Origin of the sequence: Azospirillum sp. TSO22-1, assembly GCF_003116015.1 — a bacterium.
Taxonomy (GTDB): domain Bacteria; phylum Pseudomonadota; class Alphaproteobacteria; order Azospirillales; family Azospirillaceae; genus Azospirillum.
On the sequence record NZ_LGQZ01000033.1, the window covers coordinates 32,920 to 49,472 of the forward strand.

General features: G+C 69.6%; 23 protein-coding genes and 1 tRNA gene. 19 read left to right on the plus strand and 5 right to left on the minus strand.

Going from position 1 to position 16,553, the window contains the following annotated elements; all coding sequences use genetic code 11:
* Positions 1-178: 178 nt before the first annotated feature.
* Together TSO221_RS10390 and TSO221_RS10395 are read left to right on the plus strand one after the other, a co-directional pair.
* Positions 179-1,612, plus strand: coding sequence for a hypothetical protein (locus TSO221_RS10390; protein WP_109118421.1), 1,434 nt, complete (start codon positions 179-181; stop codon positions 1,610-1,612).
* 72 nt (positions 1,613-1,684) lie between these two features.
* Positions 1,685-2,605 carry a hypothetical protein gene (locus TSO221_RS10395; RefSeq protein WP_109118422.1) on the plus strand — a complete coding sequence of 307 codons (921 nt, stop codon included), beginning with the start codon at positions 1,685-1,687 and terminating at the stop codon, positions 2,603-2,605.
* A 3-nt stretch (positions 2,606-2,608) separates the two neighbouring features.
* On the opposite strand, the gene radC is transcribed toward TSO221_RS10395, so the two are convergent.
* The gene (gene radC / locus TSO221_RS10400; protein ID WP_109118423.1) at positions 2,609-3,391 is read right to left on the minus strand and encodes a DNA repair protein RadC; all 783 of its coding nucleotides are present in this window, start codon (positions 3,389-3,391) and stop codon (positions 2,609-2,611) included.
* Between the two features lie 168 nt (positions 3,392-3,559).
* Here radC and TSO221_RS10405 point away from each other — a divergent pair, with 168 nt between their 5' ends.
* Together TSO221_RS10405 and TSO221_RS10410 are read left to right on the plus strand one after the other, a co-directional pair.
* On the plus strand, positions 3,560-4,165 hold the full coding sequence (locus tag TSO221_RS10405) for a DUF3124 domain-containing protein (RefSeq protein ID WP_158284049.1): 606 nt from the start codon (positions 3,560-3,562) through the stop codon (positions 4,163-4,165).
* On the plus strand, positions 4,162-5,883 hold the full coding sequence (locus tag TSO221_RS10410) for a monovalent cation:proton antiporter-2 (CPA2) family protein (RefSeq protein WP_247877999.1): 1,722 nt from the start codon (positions 4,162-4,164) through the stop codon (positions 5,881-5,883). The genes TSO221_RS10405 and TSO221_RS10410 overlap by 4 nt, the downstream gene beginning before the upstream one ends.
* A gap of 4 nt (positions 5,884-5,887) precedes the next feature.
* Here the strand turns inward: TSO221_RS10410 and map are convergent, their stop codons facing one another.
* Together map and sfsA are read right to left on the minus strand one after the other, a co-directional pair.
* On the minus strand, positions 5,888-6,715 hold the full coding sequence (map, locus tag TSO221_RS10415) for a type I methionyl aminopeptidase (protein WP_109118425.1): 828 nt from the start codon (positions 6,713-6,715) through the stop codon (positions 5,888-5,890).
* Positions 6,716-6,729: 14 nt separating this feature from the next.
* A complete protein-coding gene (gene sfsA, locus TSO221_RS10420) occupies positions 6,730-7,473 on the minus strand; it encodes a DNA/RNA nuclease SfsA (protein WP_109118482.1) in 744 nt (247 codons plus the stop codon).
* An 87-nt stretch (positions 7,474-7,560) separates the two neighbouring features.
* Between sfsA and TSO221_RS10425 the strand changes: the two genes are divergently transcribed.
* Positions 7,561-8,331, plus strand: coding sequence for a molybdopterin-binding protein (locus TSO221_RS10425; protein ID WP_109118426.1), 771 nt, complete (start codon positions 7,561-7,563; stop codon positions 8,329-8,331).
* Positions 8,332-8,417: 86 nt separating this feature from the next.
* Positions 8,418-8,669: a hypothetical protein gene (locus tag TSO221_RS10430; RefSeq protein ID WP_109118427.1), complete on the plus strand. Its 252-nt coding sequence runs from the start codon at positions 8,418-8,420 to the stop codon at positions 8,667-8,669.
* Here the strand turns inward: TSO221_RS10430 and TSO221_RS35930 are convergent.
* On the minus strand, positions 8,666-8,833 hold the full coding sequence (locus TSO221_RS35930; RefSeq protein ID WP_199229438.1) for a hypothetical protein: 168 nt from the start codon (positions 8,831-8,833) through the stop codon (positions 8,666-8,668). The two genes, TSO221_RS10430 and TSO221_RS35930, sit on opposite strands and share 4 nt — an antisense overlap.
* A gap of 86 nt (positions 8,834-8,919) precedes the next feature.
* Here TSO221_RS35930 and TSO221_RS10435 point away from each other — a divergent pair.
* The 12 genes from TSO221_RS10435 (at position 8,920) to TSO221_RS10490 (ending at position 15,195) form a co-directional block, all read left to right on the plus strand.
* Positions 8,920-9,005 (plus strand) — tRNA-Leu (locus tag TSO221_RS10435).
* Between the two features lie 222 nt (positions 9,006-9,227).
* Positions 9,228-10,199 (plus strand): hypothetical protein, encoded by a 972-nt coding sequence (locus tag TSO221_RS10440; RefSeq protein WP_109118428.1) that lies wholly within the window; start codon positions 9,228-9,230, stop codon positions 10,197-10,199.
* Between the two features lie 92 nt (positions 10,200-10,291).
* Positions 10,292-10,606, plus strand: coding sequence for a hypothetical protein (locus TSO221_RS10445; RefSeq protein ID WP_109118429.1), 315 nt, complete (start codon positions 10,292-10,294; stop codon positions 10,604-10,606).
* Positions 10,607-10,834: 228 nt separating this feature from the next.
* Positions 10,835-11,050, plus strand: coding sequence for a hypothetical protein (locus TSO221_RS10450; protein WP_109118430.1), 216 nt, complete (start codon positions 10,835-10,837; stop codon positions 11,048-11,050).
* Positions 11,047-12,459 carry a DnaB-like helicase C-terminal domain-containing protein gene (locus TSO221_RS10455; RefSeq protein WP_146208759.1) on the plus strand — a complete coding sequence of 471 codons (1,413 nt, stop codon included), beginning with the start codon at positions 11,047-11,049 and terminating at the stop codon, positions 12,457-12,459. Before TSO221_RS10450 ends, TSO221_RS10455 begins: the two co-directional genes overlap by 4 nt.
* Before the next feature lie 428 nt (positions 12,460-12,887).
* Positions 12,888-13,268 carry a hypothetical protein gene (locus TSO221_RS10460; RefSeq protein WP_109118432.1) on the plus strand — a complete coding sequence of 127 codons (381 nt, stop codon included), beginning with the start codon at positions 12,888-12,890 and terminating at the stop codon, positions 13,266-13,268.
* A 29-nt stretch (positions 13,269-13,297) separates the two neighbouring features.
* Positions 13,298-13,771, plus strand: a complete 474-nt coding sequence (locus TSO221_RS10465) for a hypothetical protein (RefSeq protein ID WP_109118433.1) — start codon at positions 13,298-13,300, stop codon at positions 13,769-13,771.
* Positions 13,761-14,114, plus strand: coding sequence for a hypothetical protein (locus TSO221_RS10470; protein ID WP_109118434.1), 354 nt, complete (start codon positions 13,761-13,763; stop codon positions 14,112-14,114). Before TSO221_RS10465 ends, TSO221_RS10470 begins: the two co-directional genes overlap by 11 nt.
* Positions 14,101-14,559: a DUF5681 domain-containing protein gene (locus TSO221_RS10475; RefSeq protein WP_109118435.1), complete on the plus strand. Its 459-nt coding sequence runs from the start codon at positions 14,101-14,103 to the stop codon at positions 14,557-14,559. The genes TSO221_RS10470 and TSO221_RS10475 overlap by 14 nt, the downstream gene beginning before the upstream one ends.
* A complete protein-coding gene (locus tag TSO221_RS10480; RefSeq protein WP_109118436.1) occupies positions 14,556-14,777 on the plus strand; it encodes a hypothetical protein in 222 nt (73 codons plus the stop codon). The genes TSO221_RS10475 and TSO221_RS10480 overlap by 4 nt, the downstream gene beginning before the upstream one ends.
* Positions 14,774-15,004: a hypothetical protein gene (locus TSO221_RS10485; RefSeq protein ID WP_109118437.1), complete on the plus strand. Its 231-nt coding sequence runs from the start codon at positions 14,774-14,776 to the stop codon at positions 15,002-15,004. The genes TSO221_RS10480 and TSO221_RS10485 overlap by 4 nt, the downstream gene beginning before the upstream one ends.
* Positions 15,001-15,195, plus strand: a complete 195-nt coding sequence (locus tag TSO221_RS10490) for a hypothetical protein (protein WP_109118438.1) — start codon at positions 15,001-15,003, stop codon at positions 15,193-15,195. Before TSO221_RS10485 ends, TSO221_RS10490 begins: the two co-directional genes overlap by 4 nt.
* Before the next feature lie 92 nt (positions 15,196-15,287).
* Here the strand turns inward: TSO221_RS10490 and TSO221_RS10495 are convergent, their stop codons facing one another.
* On the minus strand, positions 15,288-15,767 hold the full coding sequence (locus tag TSO221_RS10495; RefSeq protein WP_109118439.1) for a hypothetical protein: 480 nt from the start codon (positions 15,765-15,767) through the stop codon (positions 15,288-15,290).
* A 332-nt stretch (positions 15,768-16,099) separates the two neighbouring features.
* On the opposite strand from TSO221_RS10495, the gene TSO221_RS10500 reads away from it, so the two are divergent.
* A complete protein-coding gene (locus tag TSO221_RS10500) occupies positions 16,100-16,552 on the plus strand; it encodes a hypothetical protein (protein ID WP_109118440.1) in 453 nt (150 codons plus the stop codon).
* Position 16,553: the final 1 nt, after the last annotated feature.

Consider the following 16,553-nt stretch of genomic DNA (forward strand, 5'->3'; position numbering starts at 1 on the left):
AAAATGCTACCTTTATGATCGGGAGTTACCTATGGCTGCTCCACAGTTTGATTCAGGGTTTTATCTAAAATACAATCCGGATGTCGCAGCGGCCGGCGTCGATCCATATCAGCACTACGTGACCTACGGGTGAAAGGAGGGGCGCGATCCGAGCGTCTTCTTCGACACCAGCTATTACTTGCAGCAAAATCCCGACGTCGCCGCCGCCGGCGTGAACCCGCTGGAGCACTTCATCAACCACGGCTTCCGGGAAGGCCGCAGCAGCACGCCGCTCTTCGACCGGGCCAAGTATCTGGCGAGCAACCCGGACGTCGCCGCCGCCGGCGTCGATCCGTTCGAGCACTTCATCAACCATGGCATCGCGGAGCGCCGCTCCCTCGGCAACGGCATCGATCTCGCCGCGTTCAGCGGCGACGCCTCGTTCGACTACGACCTGCGGAACGGCAACACCGCCTCGGCGTTCGAGCGAGTGGCGCGGACGGCCGTGTTCCTGCCGACCTTCAGCGCCGACGCCGAGGAACTCCAGGCGATCGCCCAGGGCCTGCGCATCGGCGACATCGCCGCCAGCTTCAGCCCGGCCGGCGGTGCGACGCTGCACATTCCCGCGGAGATCAAAGCGACCGTCCTCCAGGTGATCGGCGCGGCGGTGGCTGAGGCGCCGGCGCAGGCGTCGAACATCCTGCGGTCGTTCGTCGCGAAGTTCGGCACCGACGACCTGTCGGTCGCGGACGTGGCCTCGGTGATCGGCAGCGCCGGGCTTTCCCTCGACGCGACCACGATCGTCGCCACCGCCGGCACCGCGCCCACCATGCACCTGCTGGAAATCGGGGTGGGGGACATCCGTCCGCGCATCGAGGCGCTGCCGTGGGAGCAGACGTTCCAGTCCGCCAACGACTCGATCATCAAGGAGATCGCCGCGCACGGCGCCTCGGTGTTCGAGTCGACGCAGCTCGACAGCATCTCCTCGACGCGGATCGAGGCGCACTCCGGGGCGTACCACGTCAGCGTCGATGGCTCGTTCTCGCTGACGGCGGGCAGCATCGGCGGGCTGTTCTCGTCCATGCGGAACAGCGCGACCGGCACCATCACCGCCTTCCAGCTCTCCAAGGACGGCGTCGGCACCGTGGTCCAGGGCACCATGAGCCCGACGGCGATCCACGTGGACTACGGCGACTACGCCATCGATCTCACCGGCACCCTCAGCAACAGCATCGAGACGGTGCGCAGCATCGCCCGCACCGGCACCGACAGCATCGGTCTGATCGGTCAGGCGGTCCTGTCGAAGGACGGCACGGCGCTGGTGCGCTTCGGCGTGAACGCCGACCACAGCGCGGAGATCGAGGCGGACGCCGTGCTGCAGAACGGCAGCCACGTGCACGCCCACGGAACTTTGCAAAACCCGGACGGCAGCCCGCTGCGCCTCTCCTACGCCGACCTGTTCGACATCGACGCCGACCGCGTCGACCTGCGCCTGGACGAGCTGTGGGTGGACAACGGCTCGACCCGGACGGAGCTGTCCGCGCCCGTCGTGCAGGACTTCCATGGCTGGGAGACCCTGCTCAGCCTCCACACCGCCATCCCCGGCGTCGACCGCATCTGGTACGCGGTCTGATCGGCGGCAATCCCCGGCGAGGGCTTCCCATCCAGGTGGGAGCCCTGCGCCCTTCCAGTGTGGAACGTGGTGATGAAGCGTTGGATGGGAACCGCGGTGGCGTTCGCCGCGGTGGCGTGCATGCTCGGCACGGCGGAATCCGCGGCGGCCGTCCCGGCGGCCGGCGTCTGCGCGGCGTCGGTGTCGGTGGTGGAGCGGCTGGGCTGCTTCGACCGGCTTGCGGAGCCGGACGGTGTGGTGCTGGCGTGCCGCGGCGTCGGCTCGGACCTGCACCGCCTCGATTGTTACGACCGCGCCGGGCGCGCGGTGGCGGCGGTTCCGCCGCAGGAGCCGGTCCGCTCCGCCGAGGCCGCTCCGCCGCGGGAGCGCAAGTCCTGGCGCGCGGAGGTGAACGCCGGGCTGATGCAATGGCGGCTCGACGCGCAGACCCGCATGAGCGTCGGCGCGGACAAGGCAGAGCTGTCCTGGCGCAACTTCCTCGGCGGTGCGCACGCCACCTGGGGGGCGGAGGCGTGGCGCGACCATGCCGGGTACGACGAGCTGTCGCTCGGCCTCGAGTACCGGCGCATCGAGCTGCGGGCCCGCGTGGACGCGCAGGCGCCGCGCGGCGTGGCACCGGTGCGCGATCCGATCACCGCGGCCGGCCGCGGCGAGGCCACGGCCAACCTGCTCTTCCTCAACGCCGCATGGCGCAAGGAACTGACCGACGACGTCGCGCTGTTCGCGGGCGCGGGCATAGGCCCCGGGCGGGCGTCGGTGAACCTGCGGGCGGAGGTCGCCTCGCCGCTGCTCAGCCAGACGGTGTCGGCGAGCTATGACGACCGCGTCTGGATCTACGGCGCCCAGGCCTTCGCCGGAGTCAACGTGAACCTGACGGACTCGGTCTACCTGTCCCTCGCCACCCGCTTCATCGTGTCGTCGGCGCGCCCGTTCAAGACCAACCTCCACTTCCAGGGGCTTGCCGCCTCGACGGGGCTGGGCGTGCGCTTCTGAGGTTCACAGCAGCCCCAGCGCCTTGAAGCTGGCGTGCCTGCCCTTGCCGACGATCAGGTGGTCGTGCACCACCACGCCGATGGGATCCAGGGCGCGCATGATCTCCTTGGTCATGTCGATGTCGGCGCGGCTGGGGCTCGGATCGCCGCTCGGGTGGTTGTGCACCAGGATGAGGGCGGTCGCCTTCAGGTCAAGCGCGCGGGTCACCACCTCGCGCGGGTAGACCGGCGTGTGGTCCACGGTGCCGCGCTGGTGCACCTCGTCGGCGATCAGCCGGTTCTTGATGTCGAGGAACAGCAGGCGGAACTGCTCGGTCGTCTCGTGCGCCATCGCCGCCTGCACATAGTCGAGCAGCGCCTGCCAGGACCCCAGCACCGGCCGCTGCATCACCTCCTGCCGCATGCCGCGCAGCGCCGCGGCGCCGACCGCGCGGATCGCCGCGACCGCCGCGTCGCTGTTCAGCGCGACGTCGCCCGCCTTGACGCCGCGCAGCTTCTCCGGCGGCGCGTTGACGACGTTCCACAGCCCGCCGAACCGCTCGATCAGCGCTTTGGCCAGCGGCTTGACGTCGCGCCGCCGGTCGACCGCGAACAGAATCATCTCCAGCAGCTCATAGTCCTGCAAAGCTTCCGGCCCGCCAGCCAGGAAGCGCCCGCGCAGCCGGTCGCGGTGCCCGTGGTAGTGCGGGTCCTCGCGCGCCGATCCGGGCGCCTCCTCCGGCGAGACGCCGGGCAGCGCGGGTTCGGCGAAGCTCGGCGGCGGTTTGCGCGTGCGGGGTGCGGCCATGGCTGTCCTGCATACAAGGGCGTGCCGACTATACCCCTTCCGCGCGAATTCATACACTGCATCGCACGCGGACCGCGGATGCGGTGGGCGTACGCCGCAAGGCATACACAGGGGCCGCATCATCGACTATGCTGCGGCCTCCCGCCGTGCCCGCCCATCCGGAGCCCCATGACCCCGATCCGCTCGTTTCTCGCCGCCGGCCTTCTAGTGTGGGCTGTCGTCGCCACCGTCCTGCTGGTGGAGAAGCGCGGGGCGGCCCCGTCCGGCGAGGCGGCGCGGGTGCGCGACGCGGAATCGGTGGACGTGTCCGCCAAGCGGCCGGAGCGCGACTACTTCCGCCCGGCACCCGACGGCGGCGCGGGGCCGCGCGGCGGCACGGTGTACGTGCCGGTGTACTCGACCCTGTACCTCGGCCACGGGGTGGCGCAGCCGAACCTGGCGGTGACGCTCAGCGTGCGCAACACCTCGCCCACCCAGGGGTTGACGGTGCGGCGGATCACCTACTACGACACCGCCGGCAACGAGGTGCAGCGCTTCATCGGGGCGCCGCACGCGCTGGCCGCCATGGGCACGGCGGAGTTCTACATCGACCTGACCGACGGCCGCGGCGGTCCCGGCGCCAACTTCGTCGTGGAGTGGAGCGCCGCCGAGGGCGCCAGCGACCCGCTGATCGAGGCGGTGATGGTCGGCGGCGTCGGCACCCGCGGCATCTCGCTGATCAGCCGCGGCCAGAGCATCGATGGAGTCCGGGGCGGCGGCCCCCAGCCCAAATGATCCACAACACGCAACTGCTGATCGACGTGCTGTTGCTGCTGGTGGCGGCCATCCTGCTGGTGCCGCTGTTCCAGGCGCTGCGCATCCCGGCGGTGCTCGCCTATCTGGCGGCCGGCGTGGTGCTCGGCCCGCACACCCCGGGGCCGGTGGTGGATCCGGAGCTGCCGGGCGTGCTGGCCGAGTTCGGCGTGGTCTTCCTGCTGTTCGCGGTCGGGCTGGAGCTGCCGCTGTCGCGCCTGCGGGCGATGCGGCGCTTCATCTTCGGGCTCGGGCTGCTGCAGGTGGTGGCGACCGCCGCCGCCATCGGCGTCGCCGCCTACCTGTTCGGCCTGGACTCGAGCGCGGCGCTGATCGTCGGCGGCGCGCTGGCGTTCTCCTCCACCGCCACCGTGCTGAAGGTGCTGGTGGAGCGCGGCGAGACGGTGGCGCGCTTCGGCCGCGTCTCGGTCGCCGTGCTGATCTTCCAGGACCTCGCGGTGGTGCCGCTGCTGACGCTGCTGCCGCTGCTCGCCGGCGACGCCGCCAACCTGCAGGAGGCGCTGGCCATCGCCATCGTCAAGGGTGTCGCGGCCATCGTCGGCATCATGCTGCTGGGCCGCTACGTGGTGCGGCCGGTGTACGGGTTCGTGGCGTCGGCCAACAGCCCGGAGGTGTTCACCGCCACCAACCTGTTCCTGGTGCTGGCGGTCGGGCTGCTGACCGCGCAGGTCGGCATGTCGATGGCGCTGGGCGCCTTCCTGGCCGGCCTGCTGCTCGCCGACACCGCCTACCGGCACCAGGTCGAGGCCGACATCGAGCCGTTCCGCGGCCTGCTGCTCGGCCTGTTCTTCATGACCGTGGGCATGTCGCTCGACCTGCCCTTCATGGCCCGCAAGGCGGAGACCATCCTGGCGCTGACCGCCGCGCTGCTGATCGGCAAGAGCGTGCTGCTCATCGCGCTGTGCCGGCTGTCGGGCCTGGGCACCGCCAACGCGCTGCGCGTCGGCCTGCTGCTGTCGCAGGGCGGCGAGTTCGCCTTCGTGGTGCTCAGCCGCGCGGTGGGCCTGCGCATCCTCGACGGCGAGGACGGGCAGACGCTGACCTCCGTGGTGGCGCTCAGCATGGCGCTGACCCCGGCGGTCGGCGTCCTGGCGCACAGCCTCGCCGAAGCCTGGGAGCGCCGCTGGGGTGCCGAGGCGTTCCGCGTCGAGACCAGCGACGTCAAGGGCCACGTGCTGATCGCCGGCTACGGCCGGGTCGGGCGCACGGTGGCGCGCATCCTGTCGCGGCACGGCATCCCGTACGTGGCGCTGGACCTCGACGCGCACCGGGTGGCGGCGATGCGCGACGGCGGCCGGCCGATCTACTACGGCGACGCCACCCACGCCGGGGTACTGCGCGCCGCCGGGGTGGAGCGCGCCCGCGCCGCGGTGGTCACCGTCAACCGCCCGGCGCTGGCCGAAAAGGCGGTGGAGGCGATCCGCCGCCATGCCCCGCACCTGCCGATCATCACCCGCGCCCACGACCTGGCGCAGTTCGGCCGCCTGAAGCACGCCGGCGCCTCCGCCGTGGTGCCCGAGACCATCGAGGCGAGCCTGCAGATGGCCGGCCTCGCCCTGCGCTCGGCCGGGGTGCCGGTCGACGTGGTGGACGATGCGCTGGACGAGCTGCGCAAGGACAACTACGGCGCCCTGGCCGAGGGGCCGGCCGACAAGGCCAAGCCGGCGGGCGGGGATTGAGGGATCAGACCCCCGCCGCCGCCTCGACGACCGGGTAGGGCGGCTTGGTGAAGCCGGCGGGCGAGGCGGTGAAGATCTCGCACCCCTGCGCGGTCACGCCGATCGAGTGCTCGAACTGCGCCGACAGCGACTTGTCCTTGGTCACCGCGGTCCAGCCGTCGCCGAGGATCTTCACGTCGTGGCGGCCGGCGTTGACCATCGGCTCGATGGTGAAGAACATGCCCTCGCGCAGCACCACGCCCTGGCCCGGCTTGCCGAAGTGCAGGACGCTCGGCGGCTCGTGGAAGACGCGGCCCAGGCCGTGGCCGCAGAAATCGCGCACCACGGAATAGCGGTGGCTCTCCGCGTACTGCTGGATGGCGTGGCCGACGTCGCCCAGCGTTGCGCCCGGCTTCACCTTGGCGATGCCGAGCATCAGCGATTCGTAGGTGACGTCCACCAGCTTCCTGGCCTTGATGCTGACGTCGCCGCACAGGTACATGCGGCTGGAATCGCCGTGCCAGCCGTCGACGATCGGGGTGACGTCGATGTTCAGGATATCGCCGTTCTGCAGCCGCTTGTCGCCCGGGATGCCGTGGCAGACCACGTGGTTGACCGAGATGCAGGTCGACTTCGGATAGCCGCGGTAGCCCATGGGCGCGCTGATGCCGCCGTGGTCGGCGATGAAGGCGGCCAGCAGCCGGTCCAACTCGCCGGTGGCGACGCCGGGCTGCACATAGGGGGTGATGAAGTCGAGCGCCAGGGCAGCCAAGTGGCCGGCCTTGCGCATTCCCTCGAAGTCCTCCGGCGTGTGCAGCCGGATGCGATGCGAATCGAGGTCGTTGTGTTCCACGGACAGTCCCTTATCTAGTCGGCGAGGCGCAGCGGCAGCGGCCGGTCCAATTCAATCGACTCGCGCGTCAGCGCGCAAGACCAACACAAAGTTTCCACACCCGCCGCCACCGCCCGGCGCAGGCCGGCGTCGTAGGCGGGGTCGATGTCGCGGGCCACCCGAAAGTGGGTGCAGTCCATGCGCTGGACAAGATAGAGCATCACCGCGCGGCAGCCCTGCGCCACCATCGCCGCCAGCTCCTCCAGGTGCTTGGCGCCGCGGGCGGTCGGGCAGTCGGGGAACTCGGCCCAGATGACGCCGTCCTGGCCGTCGCCCGGGTGCGGCCGGCGCAGATGGACGTTCTTGACCTCGACGTACGCCGGCGGCCGGTCGTCGTCCTCCAGCAGCACGTCGATGCGCGAGTTCTTTCCGTACTTCACCTCGCGCCGTACGCGGGCGTAGCCGGCCAGTTCGGGGATGCGGCCCGACGCGATGGCCGCGGCGACCAGCGCGTTGGGGTGGGCGGTGTTGACGCCAACCAGCCCGCCGTCCGCCTCCACCATCTCCAGCGTGTGGGCGAGCTTGCGGTTCGGGTTGTCGGAGCGCGACAGCCACACCGGCGCCCCCGGCGTGTCCACGCCCATCATGCTGCCGGAGTTCGGCACATGCGCCGTAATCAGTTCAACGCCATCGGGCCCGCCGGGCAGCTCGACGTCGGCGAGGAAGCGTTTGTAGCGGCGGACCAGCCGGCCTTCGATGAGCGGGGAGGGGAAGCGCATGGCCGCCACGCTACCCGCGCCGCCGTCGCCTTGACAATGCCCGTCATGGGTTCATCTTGGGGGAACCCCGCCGAACGAAGCCCCCCGATGACGACCACCGACCCGAACCCCACCGCCGCCGTGCTGATCGTCGGCAACGAGATCCTCTCCGGCCGCACCAAGGACGCCAACCTGCCGCACATCGCCGAGAAGCTGGGCGAGCAGGGCATCCGCATGCGCGAGGCCCGCGTCGTTCCCGACGTCGAGGAGGAGGTCGTGGCCGCGGTGAACGCGCTGCGCTCCCGCTACACCTACGTTTTCACCACCGGCGGCATCGGCCCGACGCACGACGACATCACGTCCGAATGCGTCGCCAAGGCGTTCGGCGTGGCGCTGGAGCGCAACCCGGAAGCGGTGGCGCGGCTGGAGCGCCACTACGGCGACCCGTCCAAGCTGAACGAGGCGCGGCTGCGCATGGCCAACATCCCGGAGGGGGGCGAGCTGATCGACAACCCGATCAGCGCCGCGCCGGGCTTCCGCATCGGCAACGTGTACGTGATGGCCGGCGTGCCGAACATCATGCAGGCGATGCTCGACGGCGTGCTGCCGCGGCTGAAGGGCGGTGCGCCGATCCACGCCCGCACGGTCAGCTGCGCGCTGGCCGAGGGCGTTCTGGCCGCCGACCTCGGGGCCCTGCAGGAGCGTTATCCCGACCTGGAGATCGGCAGCTACCCGTACTTCCGCCGCGGCGACTTCGGCGTCTCGCTGGTGCTGCGCGGCACCGACGAGGCGGCGGTGGAGCGCGCGACGGAGGATCTGGTGGGGATCGTCCAGCGACTCGGCGGTACGCCGACCGTCACGGTCGGCTCGAAGGGGTAGCTTTCAGCCTATTGCGTAACGGTGAATTGTCGCGACCCCGGCTGTTTCTACTTTGATAAGTCAGTAGACAGTCCGGTAATCGAGCCATGAAACCCTTCGAGAGAGAGGCCGTCTTTTTCCTGCTCAACCATCTGCTCTCGGGAATGGCGGGGGCGGTCGTTCTGGGTCTTGGGCTGTTGGTGTGCGACGTGGCGAACCTGCGCACTCTGATCTTCGCCAGCGAGAGCGCTTTCGTCGCTGCGTTCCTGCTCTTCGCCAGCCTGATGATCACCTTCGGCAGCGTCGCCATGGGCATCGGCATCATGTCCATGGGCTGGGACGGCCGCCCGGACGACTAGAACGGCCCGAAGGTCGTGTAGACGAAGATCAGCGCCGCCACGATGGCGAGCCACGCGGCGGCGTAGGGCAGCACCCGGCCGCGGGTGCGCCGCAGCGCGCCGGGCACCACCAGCACCGCCACCATCAGCAGCCCCACCAGGGCGATCCACTGGCTCTCGGTCATGCCTTCCCATATGGGGATACAGGGCGGCGGGGTCCACGACTCTTGACCCGTTCCGCGCAACCCACTATTCAACCGGTGCGCGTGCCGCGGGCGTGGCGGAACGGTAGACGCAGCGGACTTAAAATCCGTAGCCGGAAACGGCGTGGGGGTTCGACTCCCCCGGCCCGCACCATTTGCGAATGCTGGGTTTTCGCTTTGCGGAAGGGGTGGTATTGGAGCGGCGCGGAGGTGGATAGCAATCACATAGCAATCACCGTGGCCGGTGTCGTGACGGTGGCGGCGTCCGGGCAGCCACCCCATCTTACGGGTAGCGCGGATAGGACGGCCATCCGACAAGCCTGGCACCGCACCGGGCTTCCGCGTCTCCACCCTGCGGCGCGCCTGCGGAGGCGTTATGCGATCCCCATTCGCCACCTTCCCCGACGAACCGACCCTGACGGAGATCGCGCGCGAGTGGCCGCTTGGGGGCAAGGCCACGGACGCCGACGTCATCCTGGAGCGGCTCGTCCAGTTCATGTGGCGGGGCGACTTCGAGGCGGACGGCCGCCCGACCCTCTTCACACTCGAACGGCCCGAAGGCTGCACGATCGGTGTCGGCGGCGCGGTCTACCGGAACAGCCGGCCGCGCGACCCGCAGCCCTTCATCCGGGTCATCCCGACCTGGGCGGGGCCGGGAGGAATCTCCATCATCGCGGAGAGCGGCCGAGGACTGCCATTCCTGAAGTGGAGCGTGGAGTCCCGCTCCGGCCATCGGATCGGCAGCGATGATCCCTTCGTGCACGATCCCGCGTTCGAAGAGGCGTTCATTCGGTTCGCCCTGTCCGACGATCTGGAGGATCCCGAGGAGCCGCAGCGGTCGGAGTTGGTGATGGAGCGCGTCCGCTATCCCCGCACCCGGGCGGAGGTGCTGGACATCCTTGAAGTCCTGGGCTTCAGGATCGAGGGCGCGACCGGGAGTCCGGAAGCGAAGTTTGCAGAGCTCGCTGGATGGTCGCTGCGGGAGTACGACGACAGCCACGGACACTTCAGCAACCTCTTCCGCCTTTTGCGGATCAGGCTGTCCGACCTCGCCGAATGGTTCGATTCAGTCGGTCTGGATTGGCCGCGGCCGAGGTGGTTGCTAAGAGCGAGTGATGACAAGCAGTCTTCCGGCGTTACTCAGCACTCCGGAGGAATGGCTGTGGCGGTGGAATGGTTCAAAAATAACTGCGGCGCCTATCCCGCAAATGGTAGCCCTCGGGGAGCAAAGAAGGCATGGTTTTCCCGGTGCTCCAAGGAGACCGGTATTCCCATAAAAACAGCTGAAGTCTATTTTGGCCGTTGGTCTTCGGAGTGCGCGGATGTTGGTAACAAAGGTAACAAGTAACAGTTACTTGTTATTATTGGCGTGGTTTGCCTCGCATTGACCATCATTGACCCACCAGCCCGCCCGATTGCGGGTCCGTCAATGAGGGTCAGATGCTCCACACCCCCACGGAATACTCTGCAGACGCTCTCGGCGTCGGCGCGCCGGACGACAGCCGGCCTGCCATCTTGCATGTTCCCGACGACCGCTGGCTGTCCCGCAAGGAGGCCTCCGAGCTACTCACCGCGCTCGGTCTGAAGACCTCTCCAGCCACGTTGGCCACATGGTTCACCCGCCGCTCGGACGGGCCGCCGGTCCAGCACTTCGGCCGCCTTGCCAAGTATCAGGCAGGGGACCTGCGGCAGTGGGCGTATGCACAGATGACGAAGCCGCGCCGCTCGTCCTCCGAGGCGAGGGAGGCCGCGTAATCACATGGCCCAGAAACAACTCCGCCCCGGAACCGCGCTTGTGGCGAGCGCGGCGACCAGGGCGGGCGGAGAGATCTTCGGACTGGCTGCGAACCGGGAAGATCCTACCGCCTTTCATCCGATCTCGCAACATATTGCAGCGCGGATGCTGAGCCGCCGCTTCGGCTTGGTACTGAGCACAGCCCGCACCGTCGCTGAGTTGGCCGGCTACCCAGCGGGAGGCGCGGCATGACCGCCGAGATCCGCGACCTGGGAGCGGCGCACTTCCGCGCACTGAGCCGCCGCCTCCTCCAGCGCCAGCCGAGCGCGCACCGGCAGCTGCTCGGCCTGAGCGCAGACCTGGACACGCTCGCACTCCGCGGCGCCGACCCGTCCGAATTGGACGCGCTGTCCCGGTGGGCCGAGCAGATCGCCTCTCGCATCGAGAGGGAGGCGCGCCGGTGACCAATGCCGCCCCCATCGACACGCTGCCGGCCGAGCAGGCGCTGCTGGGAAGCTTGCTGTTCGGGGCCCGCCTCGACACGGTGCTCGGCGTCGTGTCGCACGAGCACTTCGAGGATGAGGGGCACCAGCGCATATTCGCGGCGATCCTCGACCTCGCCGAGAGCGGTGCACCCGTCAGCCTCGCGACCGTGGCGCACCAGCTCGCCGACGCGCCGGAGTTTGCCAACGAAGTTGGCGGCATCTGGGGCTACTCGCGACGGCTTCACGGGGCCTTCGCCAGCCCGCACGAGGCGCAGCACTACGCCCGCCTCGTGCTCGAGAACCACAACCGCCGCCGCCTCGTCGCCTTCGCCGCATGGCTGGACGCGGAAGCGCGCCGGCGCGACCTCGACGGCGGCGCCGCGGCGCTCGTGGGGCAGGCCGAGGCGGAGCTGGCCGAGATCCTGGAGCGCCCGGAGGGCGTCCAGCGGGATGCCGACCTCGACGGCGTGCTCTCGTCCGCGTGGGAGGCCGTCCAGCGGGCGCAGAGCGCCGTCGGCGGGGTGTCGGGGATTAGCACGGGCCTGCACGACCTGGACCGGCTCCTCGGCGGCCTACAGCCGACTGACCTCGTTATCATCGCCGGACGACCGAGCATGGGGAAAACCGTTGCCGGCCTGACGATCGCCACCAACGCCGCCGCCTCCGGCTACGTCGGCCGGTTCAACTCGCTGGAGATGAGCCGGGCGCAGCTTGGCCAACGCCTCTACGCGCGGCGCTCCGGCGTCAGCACGATCGAGCAGCGCAGCCACCTCCGGCCCGACCAGCTCGCCGCGCTGGAGGAGGCCCGGCGGTGGTATGGAGGCATGGCGCTGGTGGTGGATGACCAGAGCGGCCTGACCGCCGGTCAGATCCGGGCACGGGCACGAGCGCAGAAGCGGCGGCGTGGGCTCGACCTCCTCTGCGTCGATTACCTGGGCCTGCTGGCCGCCGCCGATCCTCAGGCCAACAGGACGCACCAGCTCGAGGCGATGACCCGGACGCTGAAGGAGACGGCGAAGGAGCTGGAGATCCCGATCGCTCTGCTGTGCCAAATCAACCGCGGCGTCGAGGGTCGCGAGGACAAGCGGCCGACCCTCGCGGACCTGCGGGACTCCGGTGCCATCGAGCAGGACGCCGACGTTGTCGCCTTCGTCTACCGCGAACAGTACTATCTGGAGCGCTCGGAGCCGGCCCAGCGTGCCGACGAGCCGGCCGAGAAGTTCTCCGACCGCTATCACCGCTGGAGCCAAGCGCTCGACCGTTCCCGGAACGTCGGCGAGATCATCATCGCCAAGAACCGGCAGGGCGAGACGGGCATCGCCCGCGTGCGCTTCGACGGGCGGCGGCAGGTCTTCGAGGACCTGCACGACGCGGAGGGTGCCCCATGAGCATCCGCGTCGTCGAGGCGGTCTACGCAAGCGCGCTCGACCTGGACAGCACCGCCGTCACGGTGCTGTCCCGGCTCGGCTGCTTCGCCAGCGACGACGGTGGCGGGGTGTTCCCGAGCTTGGCACGGGTTGCCGCCGAGTGCCGGCTCAGCCAGCGCGCCGTTCAGTATGCCATCCGCCGCATGGAAGCTATGGGTGTGCTGGTCAAGGTGGCGGACGAGCATCCCGGCGCCAAGCGCGGGCGGGAGTACCGCATCGCGCTCGACGTACTGACTGGTACCAGTGACGGGTGCACCACGTGCAGGGGTGCACGAGATGCAGGGGTGCACCACGTGCGCCCTAGGGGTGCACCACGTGCAGGGGTAGGGGTGCACCACGTGCACCCTGAATCGTCATTAGAACCGTCAGGGAATAGTCAGAAGACTCTCTTGCTCGACGACGAGCCGCAGGAGCGTCCCGACGACCTCGACGCCGAGTTCGCAACGTGGTGGCTCCAGGTGCCGAAGAAGACCGCGAAGGCCACCGCTCACCGCGCCTACCGCACCGCCCGCAAGAAGGCCACCGCCGAGCAACTGCTGGCCGGCATCCTCCGCTACGCCGCCGAGATCCAGGTCAAGGGCACCGAGCCCCGCTTCATCGCCCACCCGGCCACCTGGCTGAACGGCGAGCGCTGGCTGGACGAGCCGCCACCCAACGTCACCCCGATCCGCCCCGGCGCCCAGGCGACGAGCCCCACCATGGCGGCGTTCGCCGACCTGTACGACGACACCCCCGAAGCCGCCTCTGAACGAGCGAGGTTCCGCCTGTGAACGCATCCCGCCCAGCCGGCGCGCTGCCGATGATCGCCAAGTCTGCCGGCAGCCTGTCGGTGACCAGCTGGCACGAGCCCGTGCTACTCGAGGCCGCCCGTGCGCCGCTGGCGCCAAATGCGCCGCTGCTGCCGCTGGAGACCCTGGCTCAGGTCCGCGCCGAGCTGGAGGTGGCGCTGACCGGCTACACGCCCGAGCCGCAGGCCGGCCGGATCGCTTTCACCCTCAACGCGGCCTACCCGCAGCGCGACCAGCGGTCCGCGCCCGAGGTGAAGGCCTACGTCGTCGCGCTGACGGACGAGCTGGCGCGCTTCCCGGCCGATGTCGCCGAGGAGTCCGCACGGACCGTCCGGCGAACCGTCGAGTTCCGCCCGTCCGTCGCCGAACTGGTGAAGGCCGCTGAGGCGATTATGGCACGCCGCCGTCTGCTGCTGATCGGCGTCGATCGCATGGAGCGGGCGCACACCGCCCGAGCCACCCGGGAGGCCGGCCGTGCTGCGTGACGACCTCACCGATCTGCGCCGCCGGCTGGAGGCTGAGCGCGATGCGCTGCTGGACGAGATGACTGCCGGCGACCACCTCGCGCCGGGCCTGCTGAACTTGCTGACTGGCGTGCACGTCGCTCTCTCCGCCCTAGGCGCCACGCAACTCGAAGTCGCCGAGCCCCTCGCCGCCCGGGTGCGGGTCCGCGACATCGACGGCGAGCCGCTGTCCCTGGTCGCCTACCTGCAGGACGGCGCCTCCATCGCCGTTGAGGTGCCGGCGCTGCGGGCGCTCGCCCTGGCCGAGGACCTGACCGCGGCCGCACGCCGCCGCTTGGTGGAGCAGGCCCATGTCGCGCCGTAGATCGCCCGCAGGAACGGAGGCTGAGGAGGCCAAGCGCGACCGCCGCGGCCGCTTCGCTCCCGGCAACCCGGGGCGCCGGCCGGGCTCCCGGAACAAAGCGACGCTGGCGGCCGAGCAGCTGCTCGACGGCGAGGCGGACGCCCTGACCCGGAAGGCCATCGAACTGGCCAAGGCCGGCGACGTCCAGGCGCTGCGCCTGTGCCTGGAGCGGCTGCTCCCGGCGCGCAAGGACCGGCCGGTGCGCTTCACCCTGCCACCGCTGTCCACCGCGGCCGACGCCGCCAAGGCCGTCAGCGCCATCGTCGAAGCGGTCGCCGGCGGCGACCTGACTCCGGGCGAGGCGGCAGAGCTCGGCAAGCTGATCGAGACCTACACGAAGACCCTGGAAGCCGCCGAGTTCGAGACGCGGCTGGCCGCGCTGGAGGAGAGGAGTTCGAAGACATGAACCGGACCGTCATGAACCGGCTGCAACGCCTGGAGGGCGCGCAGGGCGCCTGGCGCAGCGAGCACCCGGAGATCGATCTCACCCGCCTCACCGACGACGAGCTGGAGCGCCTGTGGACCCTCGCGGAGAAGCACCGCGGTGGCGCGGAGCTGACCGCCGAGGAGATCGCCGAGCTGGAGGCGATGGACGTCCGCTTCAACGGGGAGACACCAGCATGAGCAACCGAGCCCGCCGGCTGGCCCTGCTGGAAGCCGCCACCCGCCCTCGTGATCCCGCCCGCCTGATGCCCGACCTCGGAGGCCTCTCCGACGAAGAGCGGCAGCGCTTGAGGGAGATCGCCGAGCGCCTCCAGCATGGCGGCGAGCTGACGCCCGACGAAGCGGCCGAGATCGCCGCCATGGAACCCAAGGTCCGCTGGACCGACACGACGCGGAGGACCGCATGAGCAGCACCCGTGAGCGGCGCCTGTCACGCCTGGAGGGCGCCCAGCCGGACGAGACCGGCCCGGTGGTTGTGATCTTCCGCACCGGCGAGGAACCGCAGGACGCCGCCGCTCGGCAGGGGGTGGACCTCACCGGCCGCACGGTCGTCGCCATCCCCGACAACGGCCGCGACGCGCCGGCGGTGCGGCAATGAACGCTCCGCCGCAGGACCTGCGGGAACGCCTCATCTGAGCCACGACGGCGCCAAGCCCGTAGCGGCCAAAGTGATCCGTCGAGCCACCGCCATCAGGCCGTCCCAGCGGCACCACCGTTCATCGCCATCATCCCGAGCCCGAGCAGCATCGCCAGGCCCTGGACCGCGTGTGACCATGCCGCCGCCACGGGGAGGGGGACGCCGGCACCGGTGAGCCGGTTGACCAGCTCGGCGTCTGCGGCCAGCAGCGTCCGTGTCACCTCCCCGGTGTTGGTCATGCCGTGGACCCGCAGCGCCACCTCCTGGGCGCACGCCTGAAGCGGCGCCGCCTTCTGCAGGGTGACCAGGTGCGGCCGAAGGGCCGCAGCGTGCCGATCGACCTCACGCAGGAGGAGCGCCATGCGCTCCATCGGCACATCACCCATGATCCGGTGAAGAAGCTCGTCTTCGACCATGCGCAACGAGGCGCGACGGTCGAAACCCTGTGTCAGGGACGCTTCGCTCATAAGCGCCGCCCCAAGGTCGGCAATCAAGAGCACCCGACCATCGCTGAACTCATGCCGCAGGTTCATCGCAGGATACTCCCAAGTGATCGCGTGCTATTATCGTCGTCGCAAGGCAATATCAACAAGAATTCACGGTAAATTTTAGCGTGCCGCCCAACCATTGTAAAATCTTGCAAATACATGAGCAAGAGGAATACAACGCGTCTTGCGTCGAAAGCCGGTCTCGACTACTATGTTTGTGCTCTGCTGTTGTGGTTGGCCAGTGCGGATAACGAGCGCGTCGTTCGGCAGAGGAGACGCGTTGTAGCAAGATCCGCCGATCGGACAGCCCGGTGACCCGATGCATTCGGGGCCGGGCTCATTGCGCCTTCGGCCCCTCGGGGAAGGAGAGCGCAGGCATGCAGACCATCACCGCAGTTCGGGCCGGCCCCGCTGAACCGGCCCCGCGCCGCTCCCTCGGAACGCCACTCCCCAACATCCCCGACCACGTCCGCGCCGAGTTCGAGCGCGTCCGCCCGATCCTGGAGCGCGCGCTGAGCTATGGGCCGCGCACCCACGACGCCGACGATGTTCTGGCGGGCATCGAGGCCGGGGCCATGCAGCTGTGGACTGCGCCGGCCAGCGTGTGCATCACCGAAATCGTGGAGTTTCCGCGCCTTCGCGCCGTGCGCGCGCTCTGGGCGGCTGGCGACCTCAGGGAACTCACCGAAACCATCTTGCCCGCCGTCGAGCGGTTCGGGCGTGACCACGACTGCCGCGCCGCCCTGCTGGGCGGCCGGTTCGGCTGGCGGCGCGCGATGACGCGCCACGGCTTTCGCGACTACGCGGTCATCATGAACAAGGAGATCTGAC

Bases quoted from the DNA above. Each gene is read 5' to 3' on its own strand.
- TSO221_RS10395 (WP_109118422.1), top strand. From the start codon at position 1,685: ATGAAGCGTTGGATGGGAACCGCGGTGGCGTTCGCCGCGGTGGCGTGC.
- radC (WP_109118423.1), bottom strand. From the start codon at position 3,391: ATGGCCGCACCCCGCACGCGCAAACCGCCGCCGAGCTTCGCCGAACCC.
- TSO221_RS10405 (WP_158284049.1), top strand. From the start codon at position 3,560: ATGACCCCGATCCGCTCGTTTCTCGCCGCCGGCCTTCTAGTGTGGGCT.
- TSO221_RS10410 (WP_247877999.1), top strand. From the start codon at position 4,162: ATGATCCACAACACGCAACTGCTGATCGACGTGCTGTTGCTGCTGGTG.
- sfsA (WP_109118482.1), bottom strand. From the start codon at position 7,473: ATGCGCTTCCCCTCCCCGCTCATCGAAGGCCGGCTGGTCCGCCGCTAC.
- TSO221_RS10425 (WP_109118426.1), top strand. From the start codon at position 7,561: ATGACGACCACCGACCCGAACCCCACCGCCGCCGTGCTGATCGTCGGC.
- TSO221_RS10430 (WP_109118427.1), top strand. From the start codon at position 8,418: ATGAAACCCTTCGAGAGAGAGGCCGTCTTTTTCCTGCTCAACCATCTG.
- TSO221_RS35930 (WP_199229438.1), bottom strand. From the start codon at position 8,833: ATGACCGAGAGCCAGTGGATCGCCCTGGTGGGGCTGCTGATGGTGGCG.
- TSO221_RS10440 (WP_109118428.1), top strand. From the start codon at position 9,228: ATGCGATCCCCATTCGCCACCTTCCCCGACGAACCGACCCTGACGGAG.
- TSO221_RS10445 (WP_109118429.1), top strand. From the start codon at position 10,292: ATGCTCCACACCCCCACGGAATACTCTGCAGACGCTCTCGGCGTCGGC.
- TSO221_RS10450 (WP_109118430.1), top strand. From the start codon at position 10,835: ATGACCGCCGAGATCCGCGACCTGGGAGCGGCGCACTTCCGCGCACTG.
- TSO221_RS10465 (WP_109118433.1), top strand. From the start codon at position 13,298: ATGATCGCCAAGTCTGCCGGCAGCCTGTCGGTGACCAGCTGGCACGAG.
- TSO221_RS10475 (WP_109118435.1), top strand. From the start codon at position 14,101: ATGTCGCGCCGTAGATCGCCCGCAGGAACGGAGGCTGAGGAGGCCAAG.
- TSO221_RS10480 (WP_109118436.1), top strand. From the start codon at position 14,556: ATGAACCGGACCGTCATGAACCGGCTGCAACGCCTGGAGGGCGCGCAG.
- TSO221_RS10485 (WP_109118437.1), top strand. From the start codon at position 14,774: ATGAGCAACCGAGCCCGCCGGCTGGCCCTGCTGGAAGCCGCCACCCGC.
- TSO221_RS10490 (WP_109118438.1), top strand. From the start codon at position 15,001: ATGAGCAGCACCCGTGAGCGGCGCCTGTCACGCCTGGAGGGCGCCCAG.
- TSO221_RS10495 (WP_109118439.1), bottom strand. From the start codon at position 15,767: ATGAACCTGCGGCATGAGTTCAGCGATGGTCGGGTGCTCTTGATTGCC.
- TSO221_RS10500 (WP_109118440.1), top strand. From the start codon at position 16,100: ATGCAGACCATCACCGCAGTTCGGGCCGGCCCCGCTGAACCGGCCCCG.